General features: G+C 71.1%; 15 protein-coding genes. 10 read left to right on the top strand and 5 right to left on the bottom strand.

Features of this window, described 5'->3' with window-relative positions; all coding sequences use genetic code 11:
* Positions 1 to 100 precede the first annotated feature (100 nt).
* The 4 genes from NQO67_RS22970 (at position 101) to NQO67_RS22960 (ending at position 5,463) form a co-directional block, all read left to right on the top strand.
* Positions 101 to 1,711: a maltokinase N-terminal cap-like domain-containing protein gene (locus NQO67_RS22970; RefSeq protein ID WP_255952038.1), complete on the top strand. Its 1,611-nt coding sequence runs from the start codon at positions 101 to 103 to the stop codon at positions 1,709 to 1,711.
* A complete protein-coding gene (locus NQO67_RS44610; RefSeq protein WP_374119061.1) occupies positions 1,695 to 1,919 on the top strand; it encodes a hypothetical protein in 225 nt (74 codons plus the stop codon). Before NQO67_RS22970 ends, NQO67_RS44610 begins: the two co-directional genes overlap by 17 nt.
* Positions 1,888 to 4,431 carry a 1,4-alpha-glucan branching enzyme gene (gene glgB / locus NQO67_RS22965; protein WP_374119060.1) on the top strand — a complete coding sequence of 848 codons (2,544 nt, stop codon included), beginning with the start codon at positions 1,888 to 1,890 and terminating at the stop codon, positions 4,429 to 4,431. The genes NQO67_RS44610 and glgB overlap by 32 nt, the downstream gene beginning before the upstream one ends.
* A gap of 204 nt (positions 4,432 to 4,635) precedes the next feature.
* A complete protein-coding gene (locus tag NQO67_RS22960) occupies positions 4,636 to 5,463 on the top strand; it encodes an alpha/beta fold hydrolase (RefSeq protein ID WP_255952033.1) in 828 nt (275 codons plus the stop codon).
* On the opposite strand, the gene NQO67_RS22955 is transcribed toward NQO67_RS22960, so the two are convergent.
* The 4 genes from NQO67_RS22955 to NQO67_RS22940 form a co-directional block, all read right to left on the bottom strand.
* On the bottom strand, positions 5,446 to 7,803 hold the full coding sequence (locus tag NQO67_RS22955; RefSeq protein ID WP_374119058.1) for a HelD family protein: 2,358 nt from the start codon (positions 7,801 to 7,803) through the stop codon (positions 5,446 to 5,448). The two genes, NQO67_RS22960 and NQO67_RS22955, sit on opposite strands and share 18 nt — an antisense overlap.
* Positions 7,804 to 7,981: 178 nt before the next feature.
* Positions 7,982 to 8,314, bottom strand: a complete 333-nt coding sequence (locus tag NQO67_RS22950; RefSeq protein WP_308295693.1) for a thioredoxin family protein — start codon at positions 8,312 to 8,314, stop codon at positions 7,982 to 7,984.
* 4 nt (positions 8,315 to 8,318) lie between these two features.
* Positions 8,319 to 8,738 (bottom strand): MerR family transcriptional regulator, encoded by a 420-nt coding sequence (locus NQO67_RS22945; protein ID WP_255952032.1) that lies wholly within the window; start codon positions 8,736 to 8,738, stop codon positions 8,319 to 8,321.
* Between the two features lie 186 nt (positions 8,739 to 8,924).
* Positions 8,925 to 10,325, bottom strand: coding sequence for a cation:dicarboxylate symporter family transporter (locus NQO67_RS22940; protein WP_255952173.1), 1,401 nt, complete (start codon positions 10,323 to 10,325; stop codon positions 8,925 to 8,927).
* Between the two features lie 350 nt (positions 10,326 to 10,675).
* On the opposite strand from NQO67_RS22940, the gene NQO67_RS22935 reads away from it, so the two are divergent.
* From NQO67_RS22935 to NQO67_RS22925, 3 genes are all read left to right on the top strand, one after another.
* On the top strand, positions 10,676 to 12,073 hold the full coding sequence (locus NQO67_RS22935) for an ABC transporter substrate-binding protein (RefSeq protein ID WP_255952031.1): 1,398 nt from the start codon (positions 10,676 to 10,678) through the stop codon (positions 12,071 to 12,073).
* 112 nt (positions 12,074 to 12,185) lie between these two features.
* Complete coding sequence (locus tag NQO67_RS22930; RefSeq protein WP_255952030.1) at positions 12,186 to 13,109, top strand: carbohydrate ABC transporter permease; 924 nt, start codon at positions 12,186 to 12,188, stop codon at positions 13,107 to 13,109.
* 87 nt (positions 13,110 to 13,196) lie between these two features.
* A complete protein-coding gene (locus NQO67_RS22925) occupies positions 13,197 to 14,048 on the top strand; it encodes a carbohydrate ABC transporter permease (RefSeq protein WP_255952172.1) in 852 nt (283 codons plus the stop codon).
* Between the two features lie 233 nt (positions 14,049 to 14,281).
* Here NQO67_RS22925 and NQO67_RS22920 read toward each other — a convergent pair whose 3' ends face one another.
* Positions 14,282 to 15,307, bottom strand: coding sequence for a 6-phosphofructokinase (locus tag NQO67_RS22920; RefSeq protein ID WP_255952029.1), 1,026 nt, complete (start codon positions 15,305 to 15,307; stop codon positions 14,282 to 14,284).
* 529 nt (positions 15,308 to 15,836) lie between these two features.
* Between NQO67_RS22920 and pta the strand changes: the two genes are divergently transcribed.
* The 3 genes from pta (at position 15,837) to pyk (ending at position 20,860) form a co-directional block, all read left to right on the top strand.
* On the top strand, positions 15,837 to 17,951 hold the full coding sequence (gene pta / locus NQO67_RS22915) for a phosphate acetyltransferase (protein ID WP_255952028.1): 2,115 nt from the start codon (positions 15,837 to 15,839) through the stop codon (positions 17,949 to 17,951).
* 148 nt (positions 17,952 to 18,099) lie between these two features.
* Positions 18,100 to 19,329 (top strand): acetate kinase, encoded by a 1,230-nt coding sequence (locus NQO67_RS22910; RefSeq protein WP_255952171.1) that lies wholly within the window; start codon positions 18,100 to 18,102, stop codon positions 19,327 to 19,329.
* A gap of 100 nt (positions 19,330 to 19,429) precedes the next feature.
* On the top strand, positions 19,430 to 20,860 hold the full coding sequence (gene pyk / locus NQO67_RS22905; RefSeq protein ID WP_255952027.1) for a pyruvate kinase: 1,431 nt from the start codon (positions 19,430 to 19,432) through the stop codon (positions 20,858 to 20,860).
* Positions 20,861 to 20,902: the final 42 nt, after the last annotated feature.

Below are 20,902 nucleotides of genomic sequence, written 5' to 3'. Positions count from 1 at the left end.
TCCTGACCCGACACGTCCCGCACAGCCGTACAGCCGCGGCCGCCTTCGGGGACACTGACGCGCAATTTGAGTGGTGCCTGGGGAAAGGACGCGACGCGAAATGTCCGAAGCTGTCAGACAGCCGGCCCCGGCGTCGCTTGCCTGCCCCGAGCTGCTCGACTCGCTGGACCCGCTGCTGCGGGACTGGCTGCCGCGGCAGCGCTGGTTCGCCGGCAAGGGCCGGCCCGTCACCGGCTTCTCCCTGGTCTGCGCGACCGAACTGCTCCCGCTGGCCGCACCCCCGCCCGGCGCCGGGGACCGTGCCGCACCGGTCGGCCTGCTGCACCTGCTGGTCCGGGCCGAGCAGAGCGGGCGTCCGGTGCGGGGCGGGCGCGGCGGCCCGTCACGCGTCGCCGGGGACTGCTACCAACTGCTGCTCGGCGTGCGACCGGCGCTGCCGGCGCACCTGGCCCCCGCACTGATCGGCGAGGTGCCGCACGGCCCGCTGGCGGGGCGCACGGTGTACGAGGCGCTGTACGACCCGCCCCTGGCCGAGGTGCTGCTGGACGCGCTGCGCCGCCGGGCCCGCATCGGGACGCTCCGCTTCGAGCGCGACGCGGGCACCGACGTCCCACCCGACCTGACACCACGGCTGCTCGGCGCGGAACAGTCCAACTCCTCCCTGGTCTACGGGGACACCTTCATCCTCAAGCTGTTCCGGCGCATCGTGCCCGGCATCAACCCGGACCTGGAGCTGCCGCACGCCCTCGCACGCACCTGCTGCCCGCGGGTGCCGCCGCCGGCGGCCTGGTTCGTCGCGGACGCCCGGGGCATCGCGTCCGCCGCGGCTCACGGGCGTACGCCGGCGGCCTTCGGGCACCGTTCGGGCCCGCCGGACCGCCGCCCCGCAGGCGCCCCCGAAACGCCCAGGTCCGGCGCGCCGGACGCCCGGCCGCCGGTCGCCCCCGCGGGCACCGGCCGGCCGGGAGCGCCGGAGGACACGCTGGTGCTCGGCGTGCTCCAGCCGTATCTCAAGGACGCCACGGACGGCTGGCAGCTGGCGCTGAGCGAGCTCGCCAGGGGCGAGGACTTCCGCGCCGAGGCCCGAGCGCTGGGGCGTGCGACCGCCGAGGTGCACACCGCGCTGGCCGGCGCGCTGCCCACCGTCACCCTGGGCCGTGCCCAGCTGGAGCTGCTGGCGGCCGGCATGACGGAGCGCCTGGAGGCCGCCGTGCAGGCGGTGCCCGCACTGCGCCGGTACGCGCCCGGGCTGCGGTCCGCCTATGACGCACTGGGCACGCTGGGCGGCTGCGACGACTTCTGGACCGCCCAGCGGGTCCACGGCGACCTGCACCTCGGCCAGTGCCTGCGGGCCCCGTCCGGCGAGTGGTCGTTGATCGACTTCGAGGGCGAGCCGGCGCGTCCGCTCACCGAGCGCTGCCTGCCACAGCACCCGGTACGGGACATCGCCGGGATACTGCGCTCCTTCGACTACGCGGCCCGCTCCCACCGACCGTGGGCGCCCGCCTGGGCGCACGGCTGCCGGGGCGCGTACTGCACCGGGTACGCGGAGGTGTCGGGCCGCGACCCGCGCGCCGAACCGGTACTGCTGCGGGCCTACGAGACGGACAAGGCGGTCTACGAGGTGATGTACGAGGCCAGGCACCGGCCGGACTGGCTGCCGGTGCCGCTCGCCGCGATACAACGCCTCGCCGGTGCCGACGACCAGTGACCCCGGCACCGTCTCCCGCCCCCGATCTCCGTCCCGCTCCCTCCCCTCCCCCCACCGCACCGTTGCACCGCCCAGGAGCCCCCGTGACCCGCCCGCCGTCCGGCACATCGCCCACGCCCTCGACGCCGCCCACACCGCCCGCGCCTTCCGCACCGCCACCCCCGCCAGCGCCGTCCATGGCTCCCGCATCCGCCCCGAAGACCTCTGACGCCGCTTCCGCCCCGGCCGCCCCGTCCACTCCGCAGGTGCCGGCCACCGCCTCGGGCGGTTCCGAGGCCGCTTCCGGGTCCCGGCCGCCCGGCCCGCGCGCGTCGAAGGCGACACGGGCCCGGCGGAGCACCGGAACCAGCGGTCCGGCCGCCCGCCGACCCGCCACGGCACGGACCCGGACCGGGCGGGCCGTGCCGCCCACCGCACCCGCACCCGCACCCGCACCCGCACCCGCACCGGAGCCACGCCCCGCCGGCGTCGCGGCACGCGTCGCCGCCGGTGTCGGTGTTCCGGCGGAGGACCGGGATCGGCTGCTGGCCGGGACGCACCACGACCCGCACGGTGTGCTCGGGACCCACCCGGTCGAGGGCGGCGTCGCCCTGCGCGTGCTGCGGCCCTGCGCACGGGCGGTCACCGTGGTCGTGGAGGGGCGCCGGGTCGAGCTGCACGACGACGGCGACGGGTTCTTCTCGGCTGCGTTGCCGCCGGCCACCGTGCCGGACTACCGGCTGCTCGTGACGTATCCCGGGCCGGGCTCGGGGACGGACTCCGCGACGGCGTCGGAACCGGCGGGCACGGACGTCGTGCACGAGACGGCCGACGCCTACCGTTTCCTGCCGTCGCTCGGGGAGTTGGATCTGCACCTGATCTCCGAGGGCCGGCACGAGCAACTGTGGCAGGCGCTCGGGGCGTGGCCCCTCACGCACCAGGGCGTGCGGGGCACCCGCTTCACCGTCTGGGCGCCGAACGCGCGCGGGGTGCGCCTGGTCGGCGACTTCAACTACTGGGACGGCACCGGCTTCCCCATGCGCTCCCTCGGTTCCTCGGGCGTCTGGGAGCTGTTCGTGCCCGGTGTCGGCGAGGGCCGGCTGTACAAGTTCGAGATCACCCGCCCGGACGGCACCCGCACCGTGCGCGTCGACCCGCTGGCACGCCACACCGAGGCCCCGCCCGCCACGGCGTCCGTCGTGCACGTCTCGCGCTACGCGTGGCAGGACGCGGCCTGGCTGGCCCGCCGCGCCCAGCGGTCCCTGCACGACGCCCCGTTCTCGGTGTACGAGGTGCACCTGCCGTCCTGGCGCCCCGGCCTCGGCTACCGCGAGCTGGCCGAGCAGCTGCCCGCCTACGTCACCGACCTGGGCTTCACCCATGTCGAGTTCATGCCGGTCGCCGAGCATCCGTTCAGCCCGTCGTGGGGTTACCAGATCACCGGGTTCTACGCGCCGACGGCCCGTCTCGGCACCCCCGACGACTTCAGGTACCTGGTGGACGCCCTGCACCAGGCGGGCGTCGGGGTGCTGATGGACTGGGTGCCCGCGCACTTCCCGCGGGACGACTGGGCGCTGGCCGAGTTCGACGGCCGGCCGCTGTACGAGCACCAGGATCCGGCGCGTGCCGCGCACCCGGACTGGGGCACGCTGGAGTTCGACTACGGCCGCCGCGAGGTGCGCAACTTCCTGGTGGCCAACGCGGTCTACTGGTGCGAGGAGTTCCACATCGACGGCCTGCGCGTGGACGCCGTCGCCTCCATGCTCTACCTGGACTACTCCCGGGGCCCCGGCCAGTGGTCCCCGAACAGCCGTGGCGGCCGGGAGGACCTGGACGCGGTCGCCTTCCTCCAGGAGATGAACGCCACCGTGTACCGGCGGGTGCCCGGTGTGGTGACCATCGCCGAGGAGTCCACGGCGTGGAACGGCGTCACCCGGCCCACCCATGTCGTCGGGTCCGACGGCTTCGGCGGCCTGGGCTTCGGCCTGAAGTGGAACATGGGCTGGATGCACGACTCGCTCGCGTACATGGCGCACGAGCCGGTGCACCGCAAGTACCACCACAACGAGATGACGTTCTCGATGGTGTACGCCTACAGCGAGAACTACATCCTGCCGATCTCGCACGACGAGGTGGTGCACGGCAAGCAGGCCCTGGTGTCGAAGATGCCGGGCGACTGGTGGCAGCGGCGCGCGGACCACCGCGCCTACCTCGGTTTCATGTGGGCCCACCCCGGCAAGCAGCTGCTGTTCATGGGCCAGGAGTTCGCCCAGGGCGCCGAGTGGTCCGAGCGGCACGGGCCCGACTGGTGGCTGCTCGACCCGTCGTACTCCGCCGAGCCGGACCACCGCGGGGTACGGGACCTGGTGCGCGACCTGAACACGGCGTACGGCGCCGAGCCGGCGCTGTGGCAACGGGACGGCGACCCCGGCGGGTTCGCGTGGGTGGTCGGCGACGCCGGCGACGACAACCTCTTCGCCTTCCTCCGGTACGCCACCGACGGCTCGCCCCTGCTGTGCGTCTCGCACTTCTCACCGGTGGTGCGGCACGGCTACCGGCTCAGGGTGCCGGAGCGGCACGCCGGCTGGCGTGAGGTGCTCAACACGGACGAGGTGCGGTACGGCGGGGGCGGGGTGCGCAACGCGGGCGTCCTGAAGCCGGTGGAGTGCGGCTCGGACGGTGCCGGCTGGCTGGAGGTGACGGTGCCGCCGCTGGCCACGGTGTGGTTCCGGCCGGCGTAGGGCCTGTCCGGGGCCGGGACGCGCGGTCACCTGGGGCGCGCTGCGGGCGGCTCGCCTCGCGCGACCCGGCGATGTCGTCTTACATGGGAGGTGGGACCGGCCGCGTGCCCAGGCCTGCGCGCACCTCGCTGCGCCCGTCCTGGCGTGCCTCCGCGCGCCTGGGGACACCGCCGGGCGCGCGCACCCTCGATCGAGAGGATCGTCATGCCCTTCGTCAGCACTCGTGACGACGTCAGGATCGCCTACAAGGACTGGGGCAGCGGGGCCCCGGTCGTCTTCAGCCACGGCTGGCCGCTGAACGGGGACGCCTGGGACGACCAGATGAAATGGGTCGCTGACCACGGTTACCGCGGTATCGCCCACGACCGGCGCGGCCACGGCCGCTCCGAGCAGCCCTGGGGCGGCTACGACTTCGACACCTTCGCGGACGACCTGAACGACCTGATCACCTCGCTCGACCTGCGCGACGTCACCCTCGTCGCGCACTCCATGGGCGGCGGCGAGCTGGCCCGGTACATCGGCCGGCACGGCACCGAGCGGATCAGCAAGGCCGTCCTGCTGTCCGCGATCCCGCCCCTGATGATCAAGACGGACGACAACCCGGAGGGGGTACCGGAGAAAGCCTTCGAGGACATCAAGAACGGGATCGTCGCGGAGCGCTCGCAGTTCTGGAAAGACCTCTCCGAGTCGTTCGTGGGCGCAAACCGACCGGGCAGCCGGGCGACACAGGGCAATCGCGATGCGTTCTGGCTCATGGCCATGCAGGAGAGCATCGAGGCCGGCGTGAAATGCGTGGACGCATTCGCGCGCACCGACTTCACGGCGGATCTACGCGCGTTCGACATTCCCACCCTCGTCGCACACGGCGACGACGACCAGATCGTGCCGTTCGATGCGACGGGGAAGAAAACGGCGCAGATCGTCTCCGACGCGACCCTGAAGGTGTACGAGGGCGGCTCACACGGACTCGCGCTCGTACCGGGCTACAAGGAGAAATTCAACGCGGACCTTCTGTCATTCCTCCAGGGCTGAATCCATCGGGTCCAGGGCTGAATCCGTCAGGCGAATCCCTGGCGCATCCGATACGTCCCCGGACGAGTCGGCCAGCCCCTTCGGCAGGTCCCCGGTGTGGATGATCCCCAGGTGCTGGGTCGCCCGGGTCAGCGCGACGTACAGGTCGCTGGTGCCGTAGCGGGCCGGTTCGACCACCAGGACGCTGTCGAACTCGAGGCCCTTGGCCTGCCGGGGGTCGAGCAGCACGACCGTGTGGGTGAGGTCGGGCTCGGCGCCCGCGGTCACGCCGGGGAGCCGGCCGGCCAGGGTGGCGTGCAACTCGCGGGGGGCGATGACGGCGACCCGGCCCTCCTCGGGGGTCAGCTCGGCCACCGCCCGTGCGACCGCGGCAGCGAGCCCGTCCGGATCCGCCCGGCGCACCGACGGGTGCACGCCCGTCGAACGCACCGAGCGGGGCGGCTCGAAGCCGGGACGCTCGGCGCGCACCACCTCGGCGGCCAGATCCATGATCTCCGTCGGGGTGCGGTAGTTGACGGCCAACCGGGTGTGCGTCCAGCGGTCCTCGACATACGGCGCGAGGATGCCGTCCCAGGAACCGACGCCGGCCTCTTCCGCGGTCTGCGCCGGGTCGCCGACCAGCGTCATGGAACGGGTCGGGCAGCGCCGCATCAGCAGCCGCCAGGCCATCGGCGACAGCTCCTGCGCCTCGTCGACGATGATGTGGCCGAACGCCCAGGTCCGGTCGGCCGCGGCCCGCTCCGCCGCGCTGCGGCTGTCGGTCTCGTCCTGCCGCTCGGCCATCCGCTCGGCGTCGATGATGTCGTGCGCACCGAGCACCTCGGAGTCCTCGTCGTCCCGGTCCTCGAACTCGTAGGTACGCGAGGCGTAGGCGACCTCCAGGACGCCCTGGGCGTAGGCCACCTTCTCGCCCCGCTCCCGCGCCGCGGCGGCGCGCGCCTCGCGGTCGTCCTCGCCGAGGAGTTCGGCCGCCTCGTCCAGCAGCGGCACGTCGGCAGGGGTCCAGTCCGAGGTGGTGCGCCGGATCGCGGCCGCGTCTTCGGCGGGCAGGTGGCCGGGGTCGGCGAGGAAGTCGGCGATCAGCTGCTGGGGCGTGAGGCGCGGCCAGAGCTGGTCGATGGCGGTCCAGACCTCGGGGTTCGCGGCCAACTCGTCACGGATCTGGGTGATGTCGCTGTCGTCCAGCAGGCTGCCGCCGTCGTACGGGTCCGTACCGATGCGCTCGGCGTGCATGTCGGTGAGGGTGTTGAGGATGTGGCCCTCGAAGTGCTCACGGGCCACGTTGTGCGGCAGCCGCTGGGCACGGGTACGGTCGCGCGCCACCCTGACCAGGTCGGCGTCGAGCATCAGGACCTCGCGGTCGTGCGCGACGGCGATCACCGGATCGGGCAGCGCCTGCCGGTCGGCGACCACCGCCGCCAGCACGTCCGCCATGTCCCGGCGCCCCTTGACGGCGGCGGCGCGCGGCGTGTCCACACCGGTGGCGCGCACCCCGGGATACAGCTCGCCCAGGCTGGCCAGCAGCACACCGGTCTCACCCAGCGAGGGCAGCACCTCTCCGATGTAGCCCAGGAAGGCCGGGTTCGGGCCGACGATCAGCACCGCACGGCGGGCGAGCAGCTCACGGTGCTCGTAGAGCAGGAACGCGGCGCGGTGCAGCGCCACCGCCGTCTTACCGGTGCCGGGGCCGCCCTCGACGACCAGCACACCGCGGTGCGGGGCACGGATGATGCGGTCCTGGTCGGCCTGGATGGTGCGCACGATGTCGGCCATCCGGCCGGTGCGCGCGGAGTTGAGCGCGGCGAGCAGCACCGCGTCGCCGGTGGGGTCCTCGTGGCCGGTGCGCTCGTGGTCGGACAGGTCGAGCAACTCGTCGTGGAGCGCCGTGACGGCACGGCCGTGGGTGGTGATGTGCCTCCGGCGGCGCAGGCCCATCGGGGTGTGGCCGGTGGCCAGGTAGAAGGGGCGGGCCACCGGGGCGCGCCAGTCGATCAGGATCGGCCGCCGCTCCCCCGTCTCGTCCGGGTCCTCCTCGCGCAGCCCGATGCGCCCGATGTGGTAGTCGTCGCCGTCGGCCAGATCGATCCGGCCGAAGCAGAGCGACCCGTCGACCGCGTTGAGAGCCGCCAGCAGCCCGGAGCGCTCGGCCACCCGGATCTCACGCTCCACCCGCGCCTGACGACCGTTGCCGACCGGGGCGAGCGCGCTCTGCACGGCCTCCTCGGCCGCGCCGCGCAGGACGTCGACATGGCGGTACAGATGGTCGACGAATTCCTGCTCGCCCTGCAATTCGCGGTCCGGGACATTATCACGCCCCGCCGCGTCTGCCGTGTTTGACAATGCGACTCCCACCCCGATATACTGCGTCTAGTAGTTTTCCTCTGGTAACGCCCGGGATCCCATGAGTTGTATTGCATGAGATACCGAACGAGACACCAGAGACATGGAAAGCCAATATACGCAGAGAAATCCCCCGGTTGTCAATTCACCGGGGGATTTCTTCGTTCTCGGGGCGCCGCTACAGAACGTCGTCCAGATCCTTCAGAAGCACCCGCTTGGGCCGCGCCCCCAGGATCGAGCGCACCGGCCGACCGTCACGGAACACCAGCAGCGTCGGCGTGCCCAACACCGCATACGCCGCCGGCGTCGCCGGATTCGCGTCCACGTCCATCTGCACGACCTTCAACCGCCCGCCCAGCTCCGCGGCGACCTCGCTGAGCACCGGAGCAAGCTGCCGGCACGGACCACACCAGTCCGCCGTGAACTCCACCAACACCGGACCCGCCGCCTCGACGACCTCACTCGCGAAGTCCGCGTCCGTCACCTCGGCCACACCAGCCGCCTTGATCACCACGTCACCCTCCCAGCTCGCAACGGGGTTCCGGACCGTCCGGAACCAAGGCATCGGCGGCCAGCTCGTCCCGCGCCCGCTCGGCCCGCGCCAGCTGCACACCCACCTGGGCGCGCACCGACTGCAACTCGCCGATCAGCACGTCCAACTCGGCCAGCTTGCGCCGATACACGGCGAGCGACGCAGGACAGGAATCACCCTCGGGATGGCCCGCCCGCAGACACTCCACGAACGGCCGGGTCTCCTCCAACTCGAACCCGAAATCCCGCAACGTCCTGATCTGCTCGACCAGCCGCAGATCCCGCTCGTCATAGACGCGGTAGCCGTTGGCGTTCCGCCGGGCAGGCAACAACCCCCGGGACTCGTAGTACCGCAGCGTCCGCGTGCTCATGCCGACCCGCCGAGCCAGTTCACCGATGCGCATGACGGCGACCGTAATCCTTGACGCCGACGTCAAGGCAACGACGACAGGACGGCGGAAGGGCAGGGGGCGGAAGGCAGAACGGCGGAAGGCAGGACGGCGGAAGGCAGGACGGCGGAAGGGCAGGGGGCGGGCCGGCCGGGGAACCGCACCCCCCGCCCGGCCGACCCCGCCACCGCGGCCGGCGCCTCACACCTCGGCCGACTCCTTGCCGCCCTCGGCCGACTCCTTGCCGTCCCGGCGCTGCACGGGCACCGAGCCCTCAACGCCGTCCTCGCCGCCATCACCGCCATCACCGCCGTCGCCGCCGTCACCGCCGTCACCGCCGTCACCGCCGTCACCGGCACCGTCGTTCAACAGGGTCCGCTCGTCGAACGGCACCTCGCCGGCCAGCACGCGGGCCACCCGGTCCTTGTCGATCTCCTTGGTCCAGGTGCCGACGATGACCGTGGCCACCGCGTTGCCCGCGAAGTTCGTCAGGGCGCGCGCCTCGCTCATGAAGCGGTCGATGCCGACGATCAGGCCGACCCCGTCGAGCAGCGCGGGCCGGTGCGACTGGAGTCCACCGGCCAGCGTGGCCAGGCCGGCGCCGGTGACGCCCGCCGCGCCCTTGGAGGCCACCACCATGAACACCAGCAGCGAGATCTGCTCCCCCGCGTTCAGCGGCGCGTTCATCGCGTTGGCAACGAAGAGGGACGCCATCGTGAGGTAGATCGCGGTGCCGTCCAGGTTGAAGGAGTAGCCGGTCGGCACGGTGACACCGACCACCGGCCGGCTCACCCCCAGGTGCTCCATCTTCGCGATGAGCCGCGGCAGCGCCGACTCCGACGACGACGTCGACAGGATCAGCAGGAACTCCCGGGCCAGATAGCGGAACAGCTTGAGGATGTTCACGCCGGTGATCAGCCGCAGTACCGACCCCAGCACCACGAAGACGAACAGGAAGCAGGTGATGTAGAAGCCGATCATGATGACCGCGAGCGACTTCAGCGCATCGACGCCGGTCTCACCGACCACCGCCGCCATCGCACCGAACGCGCCCACCGGCGCCACCCACATGATCATCGACAGCACCCGGAAGACCAGCCGCTGGATGTGCTGGACACCGGTGAGGATCGGCTGCCCGACGGGGCCGAGCACCTGGAGGGCGAAGCCGACGAGCAGCGCGACCAGCAGGGTCTGGAGTACCTCGCCCTCGGTGAAGGCCGAGAGCAGGCTGGTCGGGATGATGCCGAGCAGGAAGTCCGTGGTGGACTCCGATGCCCCCTTGGCCTGCTCCGCACCCACGTGCCGGACCGTTTCCGTCAGGTGCAGCCCGCTGCCCGGCTCCAGGATGTTCCCGACGACGAGGCCGATGGCCAGCGCCACCGTCGACATCACCAGGAAGTAGCCCAGCGCGAGGCCGCCCACCGCGCCGACCTTCGACGCCTTACGCACCGAGCCGACACCCAGCACGATCGTGCAGAAGATGATGGGCGAGATCATCATCGTGATCAGGTTCACGAAGCCGGTACCGAGCGGCTTGAGGTCCACGGCGAAGTCCGGCGCCGCGAAGCCCACCACGATGCCGAGCAGCACGGCCACGATCACGGCGAGGTAGAGAAAGTGAGTTCTGTCCCGTTTGGCGGCGGGTGCCGCCTTTGCAACGGTCACGGGGGTTGCCTCCTTGTGCTGCCGTCCGGCTGTTCGTGAGCGGTCCCCTGGGGATCGGGGGCGCTTCACCTCGGTGTTCTTCAGTGGACCACGCGAGTCCACCGACAGGGAGTGTGGCCTCTCCGGTCTCCGGGGGACCCACACCGTTCACGACCGATAACAAGTTGACATGTTGTCCTGTCGTGTCGACGCATGCCCATTGACCCTGCTCTTGGCAGCCGCTTACGTTCAGCGAGCAGCCACCGCCACACCCGTGGCGACGGCCACGTCCGGCCACGCAGGAGGTTGTGCCCGTGCGTCCCACCGCCCGTCCCCGCTCCACCGTGCGGTCAGCAGGTCCCGCCCTGCTCACCGTCGTGCTCGCCGCGGCCTCCCTCACCGCCTGCGGCGGCGGCTCCGGCAGCGACGCGGACACCGTCAAGGTCGCGTACAACCGCAGCACTGACAACAACATCCGCTTCAAGGACCAGTTCCTCGAGAAGATGAAGAAGGAGTTCGAGAAGGCCCATCCGGGCAAGACGGTCAAGCTCATCCCGATCCAGGCGGCGGACAACGACTACGCCGCCAAGGTCCAGCAGATGATGCGCGCCCCCAAGACCGCGCCCGACCTGGTCTACGAGGACACCTTCCGGATCAACTCCGACATCCAGGCGGGCTATCTGCGCCCGCTCGACGCGTACATCGCGAAGTGGGACACCTGGAACCAGTTCGTGCCCACCGCCAAGAGTGCGGCGAAGGCGCAGGACGGCAAGACGTACGGCATCCCGGACGGCACCGACACGCGTGGCCTCTGGTTCAACAAGAAGATCTTCAAGAAGGCCGGCCTGCCCGCCGACTGGCAGCCGAAGACCTGGGACGACATCCTCTCCGCGGCCCGCACCATCAAGAAGAAGGTGCCCGGCGTCACCCCGCTGAACGTCTACACCGGCAAGGGCCCCGGTGAGGCGTCCGTCATGCAGGGCTTCGAGATGCTGCTGTACGGCACCGGCGACGGCAAGGCCCCGCTGTACGACACCGCGTCGAAGAAGTGGGTGACGGGCAGCAAGGGTTTCCAGGACGCGCTGGGCTTCGTCAAGTCCGTGTACGGCGAGAAGCTCGGGCCCGACGTCTCGGACGCGCTTGACCCCAACGTCGGCACGTCCGTCACCAACGACTGGATCCCCAAGGGCAAGCTCGCCATCTCGCTGGACGGCTCCTGGCTCGGGCAGAACTGGATCACCGACGGGCCGCGCGTGTGGCCAGCCTGGAAGACCGACATGGGCATGGCGGCGATGCCGACCCAGCACGGCCAGGCGCCCGGCAAGGTCTCCATGTCCGGCGGCTGGACCTGGGCCATCCCGCAGAAGTCGGGCAACCCCGACCTCGCCTTCGACTTCGTCAAGGCCATGCAGACGCCGAAGAACGCGGCGCACTGGGACGTCGTCGACGCGCAGATCGCGGTCCGCAAGGACGTCGCGGCCGACCCGGAGTACCTGCACTCCATGCCCGGTATCGAGTTCTTCACCCAGCTCGTGCAGTACACCCACTACCGCCCCGCGCTGCCTGTGTACCCCCAGGTCTCCACCGCGATCGGGGAGGCGATGGAGTCGGTCACCACCGGCGACAAGGGCGCCGCAGCAGCGGCGCAGACCTACGACGGGCAGCTCAAGGACATCGTCCAGGGCGCCGTGGTGAAGAAGCCGTGAGCCGGCGCACCATCCGGGTGGGTCAGCAGACCGCCGACGTGCCGGGCGCCGCCCACCGCGACGCTTCCCGGCCGGCCGTCCCCGGGCCGGCGGGCACCGCGGGTCGGTCCCGATGAGCACCGCACAAACCGCCGCACCCGGCACCGGACCGGGTGCGGCGCCCGGCACGGCACGGCGCCACCGCATCCCCGGACTGCGCTGGCTGCCCGTCGCCCCCGCGACCGCGCTGCTGCTGATGTTCCTGGCCGGCCCGATCGCGTACTGCGTCTACGCCGCGTTCACGAACATGCAGCTCACCGGCGCTTCCCACACGGACTTCGTCGGTTTCGACAACTTCACCCGGGCCTTCAGGGACCCGGACTTCCGCAACGCCGTCTGGCTGACGCTGGTCTTCACCGTCATCTCGTCGATCCTCGGCCAGAACACCCTCGGCCTGGTGCTCGCCGGTCTGATGAAGCGCGCCGCCCGATGGGTCCGCACGCTCACCGGCGCCCTGGTGATCGCCGCCTGGGTCCTGCCGGAGATCGTGGCGGCGTTCCTCCTGTACGCGTTCTTCCGCCGCGAGGGCACGCTGAACGTCATCCTCGACTGGCTGCACCTGCCGACCCAGAACTGGCTGTACACGCTGCCGATCATCGCGGTGTCGTTCGCCAACGTCTGGCGCGGCACGGCGTTCTCGATGCTGATCTACTCGGCGGCGCTCGCCGACATCCCCAAGGAGATCACCGAGGCCGCCGAGGTCGACGGGGCCAGCGGCTGGCACCGCGTACGGTATGTGACGCTGCCCATGATCAGCCGCTCGATCGGCACCAACCTGATGCTCAACACCCTCCAGACCCTCTCGGTGTTCGGCCTGATCTGGGCGATGACACGCGGCGGCCCCGGCAACCGCTCCGAGACCCTTCCGGTGCTGATGTACGACCAGGCGTTCAACAAGAGCCTGATCGGCTACGGCACCGCGATCGCGCTGCTGTTGCTGCTGGTGGGCGCGGTGTTCTCCATGGTGTACCTGCGTCTGCTCCGACCGGAGGTGTGAGCGCCGGTGTCCCAGCTCCCCCACACGGCAGAACCCACCACCAAGCTGCCGAGCACCCCGCCCAGACCGGGCCGCACCCGCCCTCGGCTGCTCCCCCAGCGCTTCAAGAGCCTGGGAGGCACCCCCAGGACCCGCGCCCAACTCGGCGCCAGCGCCGCCCTCCTGGTCGTCGCAGCCGCCTTCGCCCTTCCCCTGGCCTGGCTGCTGCTCTCCTCGTTCGACTCCCAGGCGACCCTGAGCCTCCAGACGCCCTCGCCGTCGATGGACAACTTCTCGGCCGTGCTCACGGACGAGATCACCTTCACGCCGATGCTCAACAGCCTGATCCTGTGCGGCAGCGCCACCCTGGTGACGGTGGCGTGCGCGGCCCTCGCCGCCTACCCGCTCTCCCGCTACCGCTCCCGCTTCGCCCGTCCCTACCTGCTGACGATCCTCTTCTCCACCTGCCTGCCGATCACCGCGATCATGGTCCCGGTCTACGGCCTCTTCGTGCAGGTCAACCTGATCGACACCATGTCGGGAACGGCACTGTTCCTGGCCGCCTCGCAACTGCCGTTCGCGATCTGGCTGATGAAGAACTTCATGGACGGCGTCCCGATGGTCCTGGAAGAGGCCGCCTGGACGGACGGCGCGTCCTGGGTCCAGACCCTGCTGCGCGTCGTCCTGCCCCTGATGGGCCCCGGCCTGACCGTGGTCATGATCTACAGCTTCATCATGATGTGGGGCAACTTCTTCGTCCCCTTCATGCTGCTGCTCTCCCCCGACCAGCTCCCCGCCTCAGTCTCGATCTTCACCTTCTTCGGCAACCACGGCCAGGTGATCTACGGCCAACTCGCCGCCTTCTCCATGCTCTACTCGACACCGGTGGTCCTGCTGTACGTCCTCATCTCCCGGCGTTTGGGGGGAGGGTTCGCGCTGGGCGGGGCGGTGAAGGGGTGACGTTCCGGCCAGTCCAACCAAGCCCGTCCGGCGATCGTGGACGAGCCCAACCAATCCAGCCCGTCCGGCGATCGAGGACAAGCCCAACCAATCCAGCCCGTCCGGCGATCGAGGACAAGCCCAACCAATCCAGCCCGTCCGGCGTTTGAGGACAAGCCCGAAGGGCGATGAAGGGGTCCGGGGCGCAGCCCCGAGTCGGCCACCCCGGGCCAGGGCCGGGCGACGGGGCGCCCCTAGAACACCGACTCCGCCTCGTCCATACGATCCTTCGGCACCGTCTTCAACTCGGTGACCGCCTCCGCAAGCGGCACCAGCACGATGTCCGTCCCCCGCAGCGCCGTCATCATCCCGTGCTCCCCACGGTGCGCAGCCTCCACCGCATGCCATCCGAACCGGGTGGCGAGCACCCGGTCGTACGCGGTCGGGGTGCCGCCCCGCTGTACATGCCCGAGGATCACCGGCTTGGCCTCCTTGCCGAGCCGTTGGCCCAGATCGAAGGCGAGGGCGGTGCCGATGCCCTGGAACCGCTCATGGCCGTACTGGTCGATCTCGCCCCTGCGGTAGTCCATGGTGCCGTCCACGGGGTGGGCACCCTCGGCGACGCACACCACGGCGAACTTCTTGCCGCGCGCGAAGCGCTCCTCGACCATCTTGACCAGGTCGTCCGGGTGGAAGGGCCGTTCCGGCAGGCAGATGCCGTGCGCGCCGCCGGCCATGCCGGACTCCAGCGCGATCCAGCCGGCGTGCCGCCCCATGACCTCGACCACCATCACCCGCTGGTGCGACTCGGCGGTGGTCTTCAACCGGTCCATGGCCTCGGTGGCCACGCCCACGGCGGTGTCGAAGCCGAAGGTGCGGTCGGTGGAGGAGATGTCGTTGTCGATCGTCTTGGGGACGCCGACCACGGGCAGGCCCGCGTCGGCGAGCATCCGTGCGGCGGTCAGGGTGCCCTCGCCGCCGATCGGGATCAGCACGTCGAAACCGATCTCGGTGGCGAGCTGGCGGGCGTTCTCGCAGGCCGCGCGGAAGCGGTCACGGGCCAGCCGGGACGAGCCGAGCACGGTCCCGCCGCGGGCCAGGATGCCGCTCACCGCGTCGAGGTCCAGCCGACGGTAGCGGCTCTCCAGGAGGCCGGCGTATCCGTCCTCGAAGCCGATCACCTCGTCGCCGTAATGCGTCACAGCGCGATGCACGACCGACCGGATCACGGCGTTCAGGCCGGGGCAGTCGCCGCCTGCGGTGAGAACTCCGATACGCATCGTGTCTGTCTCTCCTGCTCCCCGTCGATGTTGACCGATCCGATTCTTTCACGCTTCCGCCGGACATCATCGCCCCCGGGCCGCACGCCGCCCGGCCTCCGTCATGGCCCGGCCCTGTACTGTCAGGAACGCACTGCTCGCCAGGCCGGAGGGTACGCGTCCGTAACGCCCCAGAGGCCGCATCGCCGCATCGACGACAGGCCCTCGACGAGATGCCCCGTAGCCGCCTGGACGCCTACCCGGGCGCCCCCGGCGCACTCCGCCCGCATGCCCGCCCGGTCCGCCCCGCCGCGCGTGCACCTTCCCGCAGGGAAGCGACGGGTACGGGGCGGCCCGGTGACACGTCAGCGAACCGGCGGCGTCACCCGATGTCCTCCGTGTCGCCGACCGCCAGCGGCATCATCGGAAGGACGGAAAGCCGTTGCGGGCAGCGACTGCGACGAACCGCTGCACAAACGAACCGACATGACCACGCCGAACCACGACGAACCACGGCGAACGACGAACGACGAACGAACGGAGAGTCCCCGTGACGCGCAGCGTGTACGTGACCAGCATCGAGCGCGGGGACGGTCGTCAGATCGTCGAGCTGGGCGTCATGGAGTTGCTGACCCGCCGGGTCGATCGGGTCGGGGTCTTCCGCCCGCTCGTCCACGACGGTCCCGATCGCCTCTTCGACCTGCTGCGCTCCCGTTACCGACTCACCCAGGACCCCGCCACCGGCTACGGCATGTCCTACGACGAGGCGTCCACCGTGCAGGCCGAGGAGGGCACGGACGAACTGGTCTCCCGGCTCGTGGACCGCTTCCACGCCCTCGCCCGCGACTACGAGGCCGTCCTGGTGCTCGGCACCGACTACGCCGGCAGTCAGCTGCCCGAGGAGCTGGCGCTGAACGCCCGGCTGGCCAACGAGTTCGGCGCGGCGGTGCTCCCGGTCGTCGGTGGCCGCGGCCAGAGCGCGGAGTCGGTGCACACCGAGGCTCGCAACGCCCACCGTGCCTACGCCCAGCTGGGCTGCGAGATCCCCGCGCTGTTCGTCAACCGGGTCACGCCGGCCGACCGCGAGGAGGTGCGCGACCAGCTCGCCGCCCACCTCCCGGTGCCCTGCTACGTACTGCCGGACGAGCCCGCGCTGGCCGCGCCCACCGTCGCCCAGATCGCCCAGGCGCTCCAGGGCACGGTGCTGCTGGGCGATGACGCGGGTCTGGCCCGTGACGCGCTGGACTTCGTCTTCGGCGGCGCGATGCTGCCGAACCTGCTCAAGGCGCTCACCCCGGGCTGCGTGGTGATCACCCCCGGGGACCGTGCCGATCTGGTGGTCGGCGCGCTCGCCGCGCACAGCGCCGGCAATCCGCCCATCGCCGGGGTGCTGCTCACCCTGGGCGAGCGGCCCGGCAAGGAGATCCTGGCCCTCGCCGATCGGCTGGCGCCCGGCACGCCGGTGATATCCGTGGCCGGCACCAGCTTCCCGACGGCCACGCAGCTGTTCACGCTGGAGGGCCGGCTGAGCGCGGCCACGCCCCGCAAGGTGGAGACGGCCCTCGGCCTCTTCGAGCAGTGCACCGCCACCGGCGAACTGCTCGACCAGATCTCGGCGCCGCGCAGTACCCGCATCACCCCGATGATGTTCCAGCACCAGCTGCTGGAGCGGGCCCGCGCGGACCGGCGCCATGTCGTGCTGCCCGAGGGCACCGAGGAGCGGGTGCTGCACGCCGCCGAGGTGCTGCTGCGGCGTGGCGTGTGCGACCTCAGCCTGCTCGGCCCGGTGGACTCCATCCGCAAGAAGGCCGCCGACCTCGGTATCGACCTCGGCCGGGCCCGGCTGGTCGATCCGACCACCTCCGAGTTGCGGGACGACTTCGCCGCACGCTACGCCGAGCTGCGCGCCCACAAGGGCGTGACCCTGGACCTCGCCCATGACGTGGTCGCCGACGCGAACTACTTCGGCACGCTGATGGTCGAGCAGGGCCTGGCGGACGGCATGGTGTCCGGTTCGGTGCACTCCACGGCCGCGACGATCCGGCCGGCGTTCGAGATCATCAAGACGGCCACCCCGAAGGCCGGGCCGGGCACGGCAGCGGGCGGCGAGCCGGCCGCCGCCCCGATCGTGTCGTCGGTGTTCTTCATGTGCCTGGCGGACAGGGTGCTCGTCTACGGCGACTGCGCGGTGAACCCGGACCCGGGCGCCCGGCAGCTGGCCGACATCGCGTTGCAGTCCGCGGCCACCGCCGAGCGCTTCGGCGTCGAACCGCGGATCGCGCTGCTGTCGTACTCGACCGGCACCTCGGGCGCCGGAGCGGACGTCGACAAGGTGCGCGAGGCCACCGAACTGGCCCGGGCCCGGCGGCCCGACCTGCCCATCGAGGGCCCGATCCAGTACGACGCCGCCGTGGACCCCGTCGTGGCGGCCACCAAGCTGCCGGGCTCCGCGGTCGCGGGCCGTGCCACCGTGCTGATCTTCCCGGACCTGAACACCGGCAACAACACCTACAAGGCCGTGCAGCGCTCGGCCGGCGCCTTCGCCGTGGGCCCGGTCCTCCAGGGGCTGCGCAAGCCGGTCAACGACCTCTCCAGGGGCGCCCTCGTCGGCGACATCGTGCACACGGTCGCCATCACCGCCATCCAGGCCCAGGAGCCCGGCTGAGCGGCCCCCAGGCACCGGCCGGCACCCTGAACCCGCCGACGGCGCACGCGGCGCCGTAGCCGCGCTCACAGGCCCCGGTGCCGCGCTCCGCCCGGCCAGTCCCGTCCCGCACCGTCCCGCACCCACCCAGAAAGCCCCCGTTCCCGTGATCGCAGCGTCCGAAGCCGGCGACAGCTCGCCCGGCCACGTCCTCGTCCTCAACTCCGGCTCGTCGTCGGTGAAGTACCAGCTCATCGAGATGGCGACCGGCACCCGGCTCGCCGTGGGCCTCGTCGAGCGGATCGGTGAGAGCACCTCGCGCCTGGTGCACACCCCGGCCGCCGGCGAGGAGGCCCGCCGCGAACGCACCGGCCGGGTCGCCGACCATGAGGAGGCCCTGCGCGCCATGGCCGAGGAGTTGTCCGCCGACGGGCTCGGACTCGACTCGCCGGAGCTGGCCGCGATCGGGCACCGCGTGGTGCACGGCGGCAGGTCGTTCACCGAGCCGGTCCTCATCGACGACCACGTGGTCGCGGAGATCGAACGGCTGGTGCCGCTCGCGCCGCTGCACAACCCGGCCGGCCTGGCCGGCATCCGCACCGCCCGCCGGCTCCGCCCCGACCTGCCCCAGGTCGCCGTCTTCGACACCGCCTTCCACGCGGCGATCCCGCCGGCCGCGGCACGCTACGCGATCGACGTGGCGACCGCCGACCGGCACCGCATCCGCCGCTACGGCTTCCACGGCACGTCGCACGCCTACGTCTCCAGGGCCACCGCCCGGCTGCTGGACCGTGCGCCGTCCGACGTCAACGTGATCGTGCTGCACCTGGGCAACGGGGCGTCCGCCGCGGCGGTGCGCGGCGGACGGTGCGTGGAGACCTCCATGGGCCTGACGCCCTTGGAAGGGCTGGTGATGGGTACGCGTTCGGGTGACATCGATCCTGCGGTCGTCTTCCATCTCATGCGGGTCGGAAAAATGTCCGCTGACGACATCGACGTATTGCTGAACAAGAAGAGCGGCCTGGTCGGCCTGTGCGGGGACAACGACGTGCGGGAGATACTCCGGCGCCGCGCCGAGGGCGATCCGGAGGCCGCGCTCGCCTTCGACATCTACGTACACCGGCTGAGGAAATACATCGGCGCCTATTACGCGGTGCTCGGTCGGGTCGACGCGGTGGTGTTCACCGCGGGTGTCGGGGAGCACGCGGCGGCGGTGCGCGAGGCCGCCGTGGCGGGCCTGGAAGGGCTCGGTCTCGCCGTGGACGCAGAGCGGAACGCGGCGCGCTCCGGCGCGGCGCGGCTGATCTCGCCCGCCGGCGCACGGGTCGCCGTGGCCGTGGTGCCGACCGACGAGGAAATGGAGATCGCACAGCAGACATATACGTGGGTGAAGGCCTAAAAAGAGCGACAGGTGAGCGGGGAGTCGCCCATGTGTTTTCCCGTCCGACCGGGGGACGCCGCTTAATTCCACCCCGGAACAAACCGATAGGATCCGACCTATGCGCCGTTCCAAAATCGTCTGCACGCTGGGCCCCGCCGTCGACTCGTACGAGCAGTTGAAATCGCTCATCGACGCCGGAATGAACGTGGCCCGTTTCAACATGAGCCACGGCTCCCACCCCGAGCACGAGGAGCGGTACCACCGTGTCCGCCGGGCCGCGGAGGACACCGGCCGCGCCGTCGGGGTGCTCGCCGACCTCCAGGGCCCGAAGATCCGCCTGGAGACCTTCGCCGAAGGCCCGGTCGAGCTGGTGCGCGGCGACGAGTTCACCATCACCACCGAGGACGTCGAGGGCGACAACACGATCTGCGGCACCACCTACAAGGGCCTGCCCGGCGACGTCTCGCACGGCGACCAGATCCTCATCAACGACGGCAACGTCGAGCTGCGGGTCCTGGAGGTCCACGGCTCGCGGGTGCGGACCATCGTGGTCGAGGGCGGCGTCATCTCCGACCACAAGGGCATCAACCTGCCCGGGGCTGCCGTCAACGTCCCGGCGCTCTCCGACAAGGACGTCGAGGACCTGCGCTTCGCGCTGCGGATGGGCTGCGACATGGTCGCCCTGTCCTTCGTGCGGGACGCGGCCGACATCAAGGACGTCCACGCGATCATGGACGAGGTGGGCCGGCGGGTCCCGGTCGTCGCCAAGGTGGAGAAGCCGCAGGCGGTGGCCAACATGACGGAGGTCGTGATGGCCTTCGACGGCGTGATGGTGGCCCGCGGCGACCTGGCCGTGGAGTATCCGCTGGAGAAGGTCCCGATGGTGCAGAAGCGGCTCATCGAGCTGTGCCGTCGCAACGCCAAACCGGTGATCGTGGCCACCCAGATGATGGAGTCGATGATCACCAACTCCCGGCCCACCCGCGCCGAGGCCTCCGACGTGGCCAACGCGATCCTGGACGGCGCCGACGCGGTCATGCTGTCGGCCGAGTCGTCCGTCGGCGCCTACCCGATCGAGACGGTCAAGACCATGTCGAAGATCGTCGTCGCCGCCGAGCAGGAGCTGCTGTCCAAGGGCCTCCAGCCGCTCGTGACCAGCCGCAAGCCGCGCACCCAGGGCGGCTCGGTGGCCCGTGCGGCGGTCGAGATCGCGGACTTCCTGGACGGCAGGGGCCTGGTCGCCTTCACCCAGTCAGGCGACACCGCACGCCGCCTCTCCCGCAACCGCGCCATCCAGCCGATCCTCGCCTTCACCACGGATGCGGCCACCCGCAACCAGCTCGCCCTGAGCTGGGGCGTCGAGGCGTTCGTGGTGCCGCACGTGGACAACACCGACGCGATGGTGGAACTCGTCGACGCGGAGCTGGTCAAGCTCAATCGGTTCAACCCGGGAGACGTCGTCATCATGACGGCCGGGTCGCCCCCGGGGGTGCCGGGGACGACCAACATGGTCCGGGTGCATCACCTGGGGACGTCCGGGTCGGCCTGAGACGCCCGCACCACGGGCGCACCCATCGTCACCGTCCCGCAG

Source organism: Streptomyces odontomachi (genome assembly GCF_024435355.1).
Lineage (GTDB): Bacteria > Actinomycetota > Actinomycetes > Streptomycetales > Streptomycetaceae > Streptomyces > Streptomyces odontomachi.
This window is presented reverse-complemented; position numbering and strand designations above follow the sequence as displayed.

What these genes read in the sequence shown, in the direction of transcription:
- glgB (WP_374119060.1), top strand. Translation starts at nt 1,888, where the DNA reads ATGGCTCCCGCATCCGCCCCGAAGACCTCTGACGCCGCTTCCGCCCCG.
- pyk (WP_255952027.1), top strand. Translation starts at nt 19,430, where the DNA reads ATGCGCCGTTCCAAAATCGTCTGCACGCTGGGCCCCGCCGTCGACTCG.
- NQO67_RS22960 (WP_255952033.1), top strand. Translation starts at nt 4,636, where the DNA reads ATGCCCTTCGTCAGCACTCGTGACGACGTCAGGATCGCCTACAAGGAC.
- NQO67_RS22970 (WP_255952038.1), top strand. Translation starts at nt 101, where the DNA reads ATGTCCGAAGCTGTCAGACAGCCGGCCCCGGCGTCGCTTGCCTGCCCC.
- NQO67_RS22930 (WP_255952030.1), top strand. Translation starts at nt 12,186, where the DNA reads ATGAGCACCGCACAAACCGCCGCACCCGGCACCGGACCGGGTGCGGCG.
- NQO67_RS22945 (WP_255952032.1), bottom strand. Translation starts at nt 8,738, where the DNA reads ATGCGCATCGGTGAACTGGCTCGGCGGGTCGGCATGAGCACGCGGACG.
- NQO67_RS22920 (WP_255952029.1), bottom strand. Translation starts at nt 15,307, where the DNA reads ATGCGTATCGGAGTTCTCACCGCAGGCGGCGACTGCCCCGGCCTGAAC.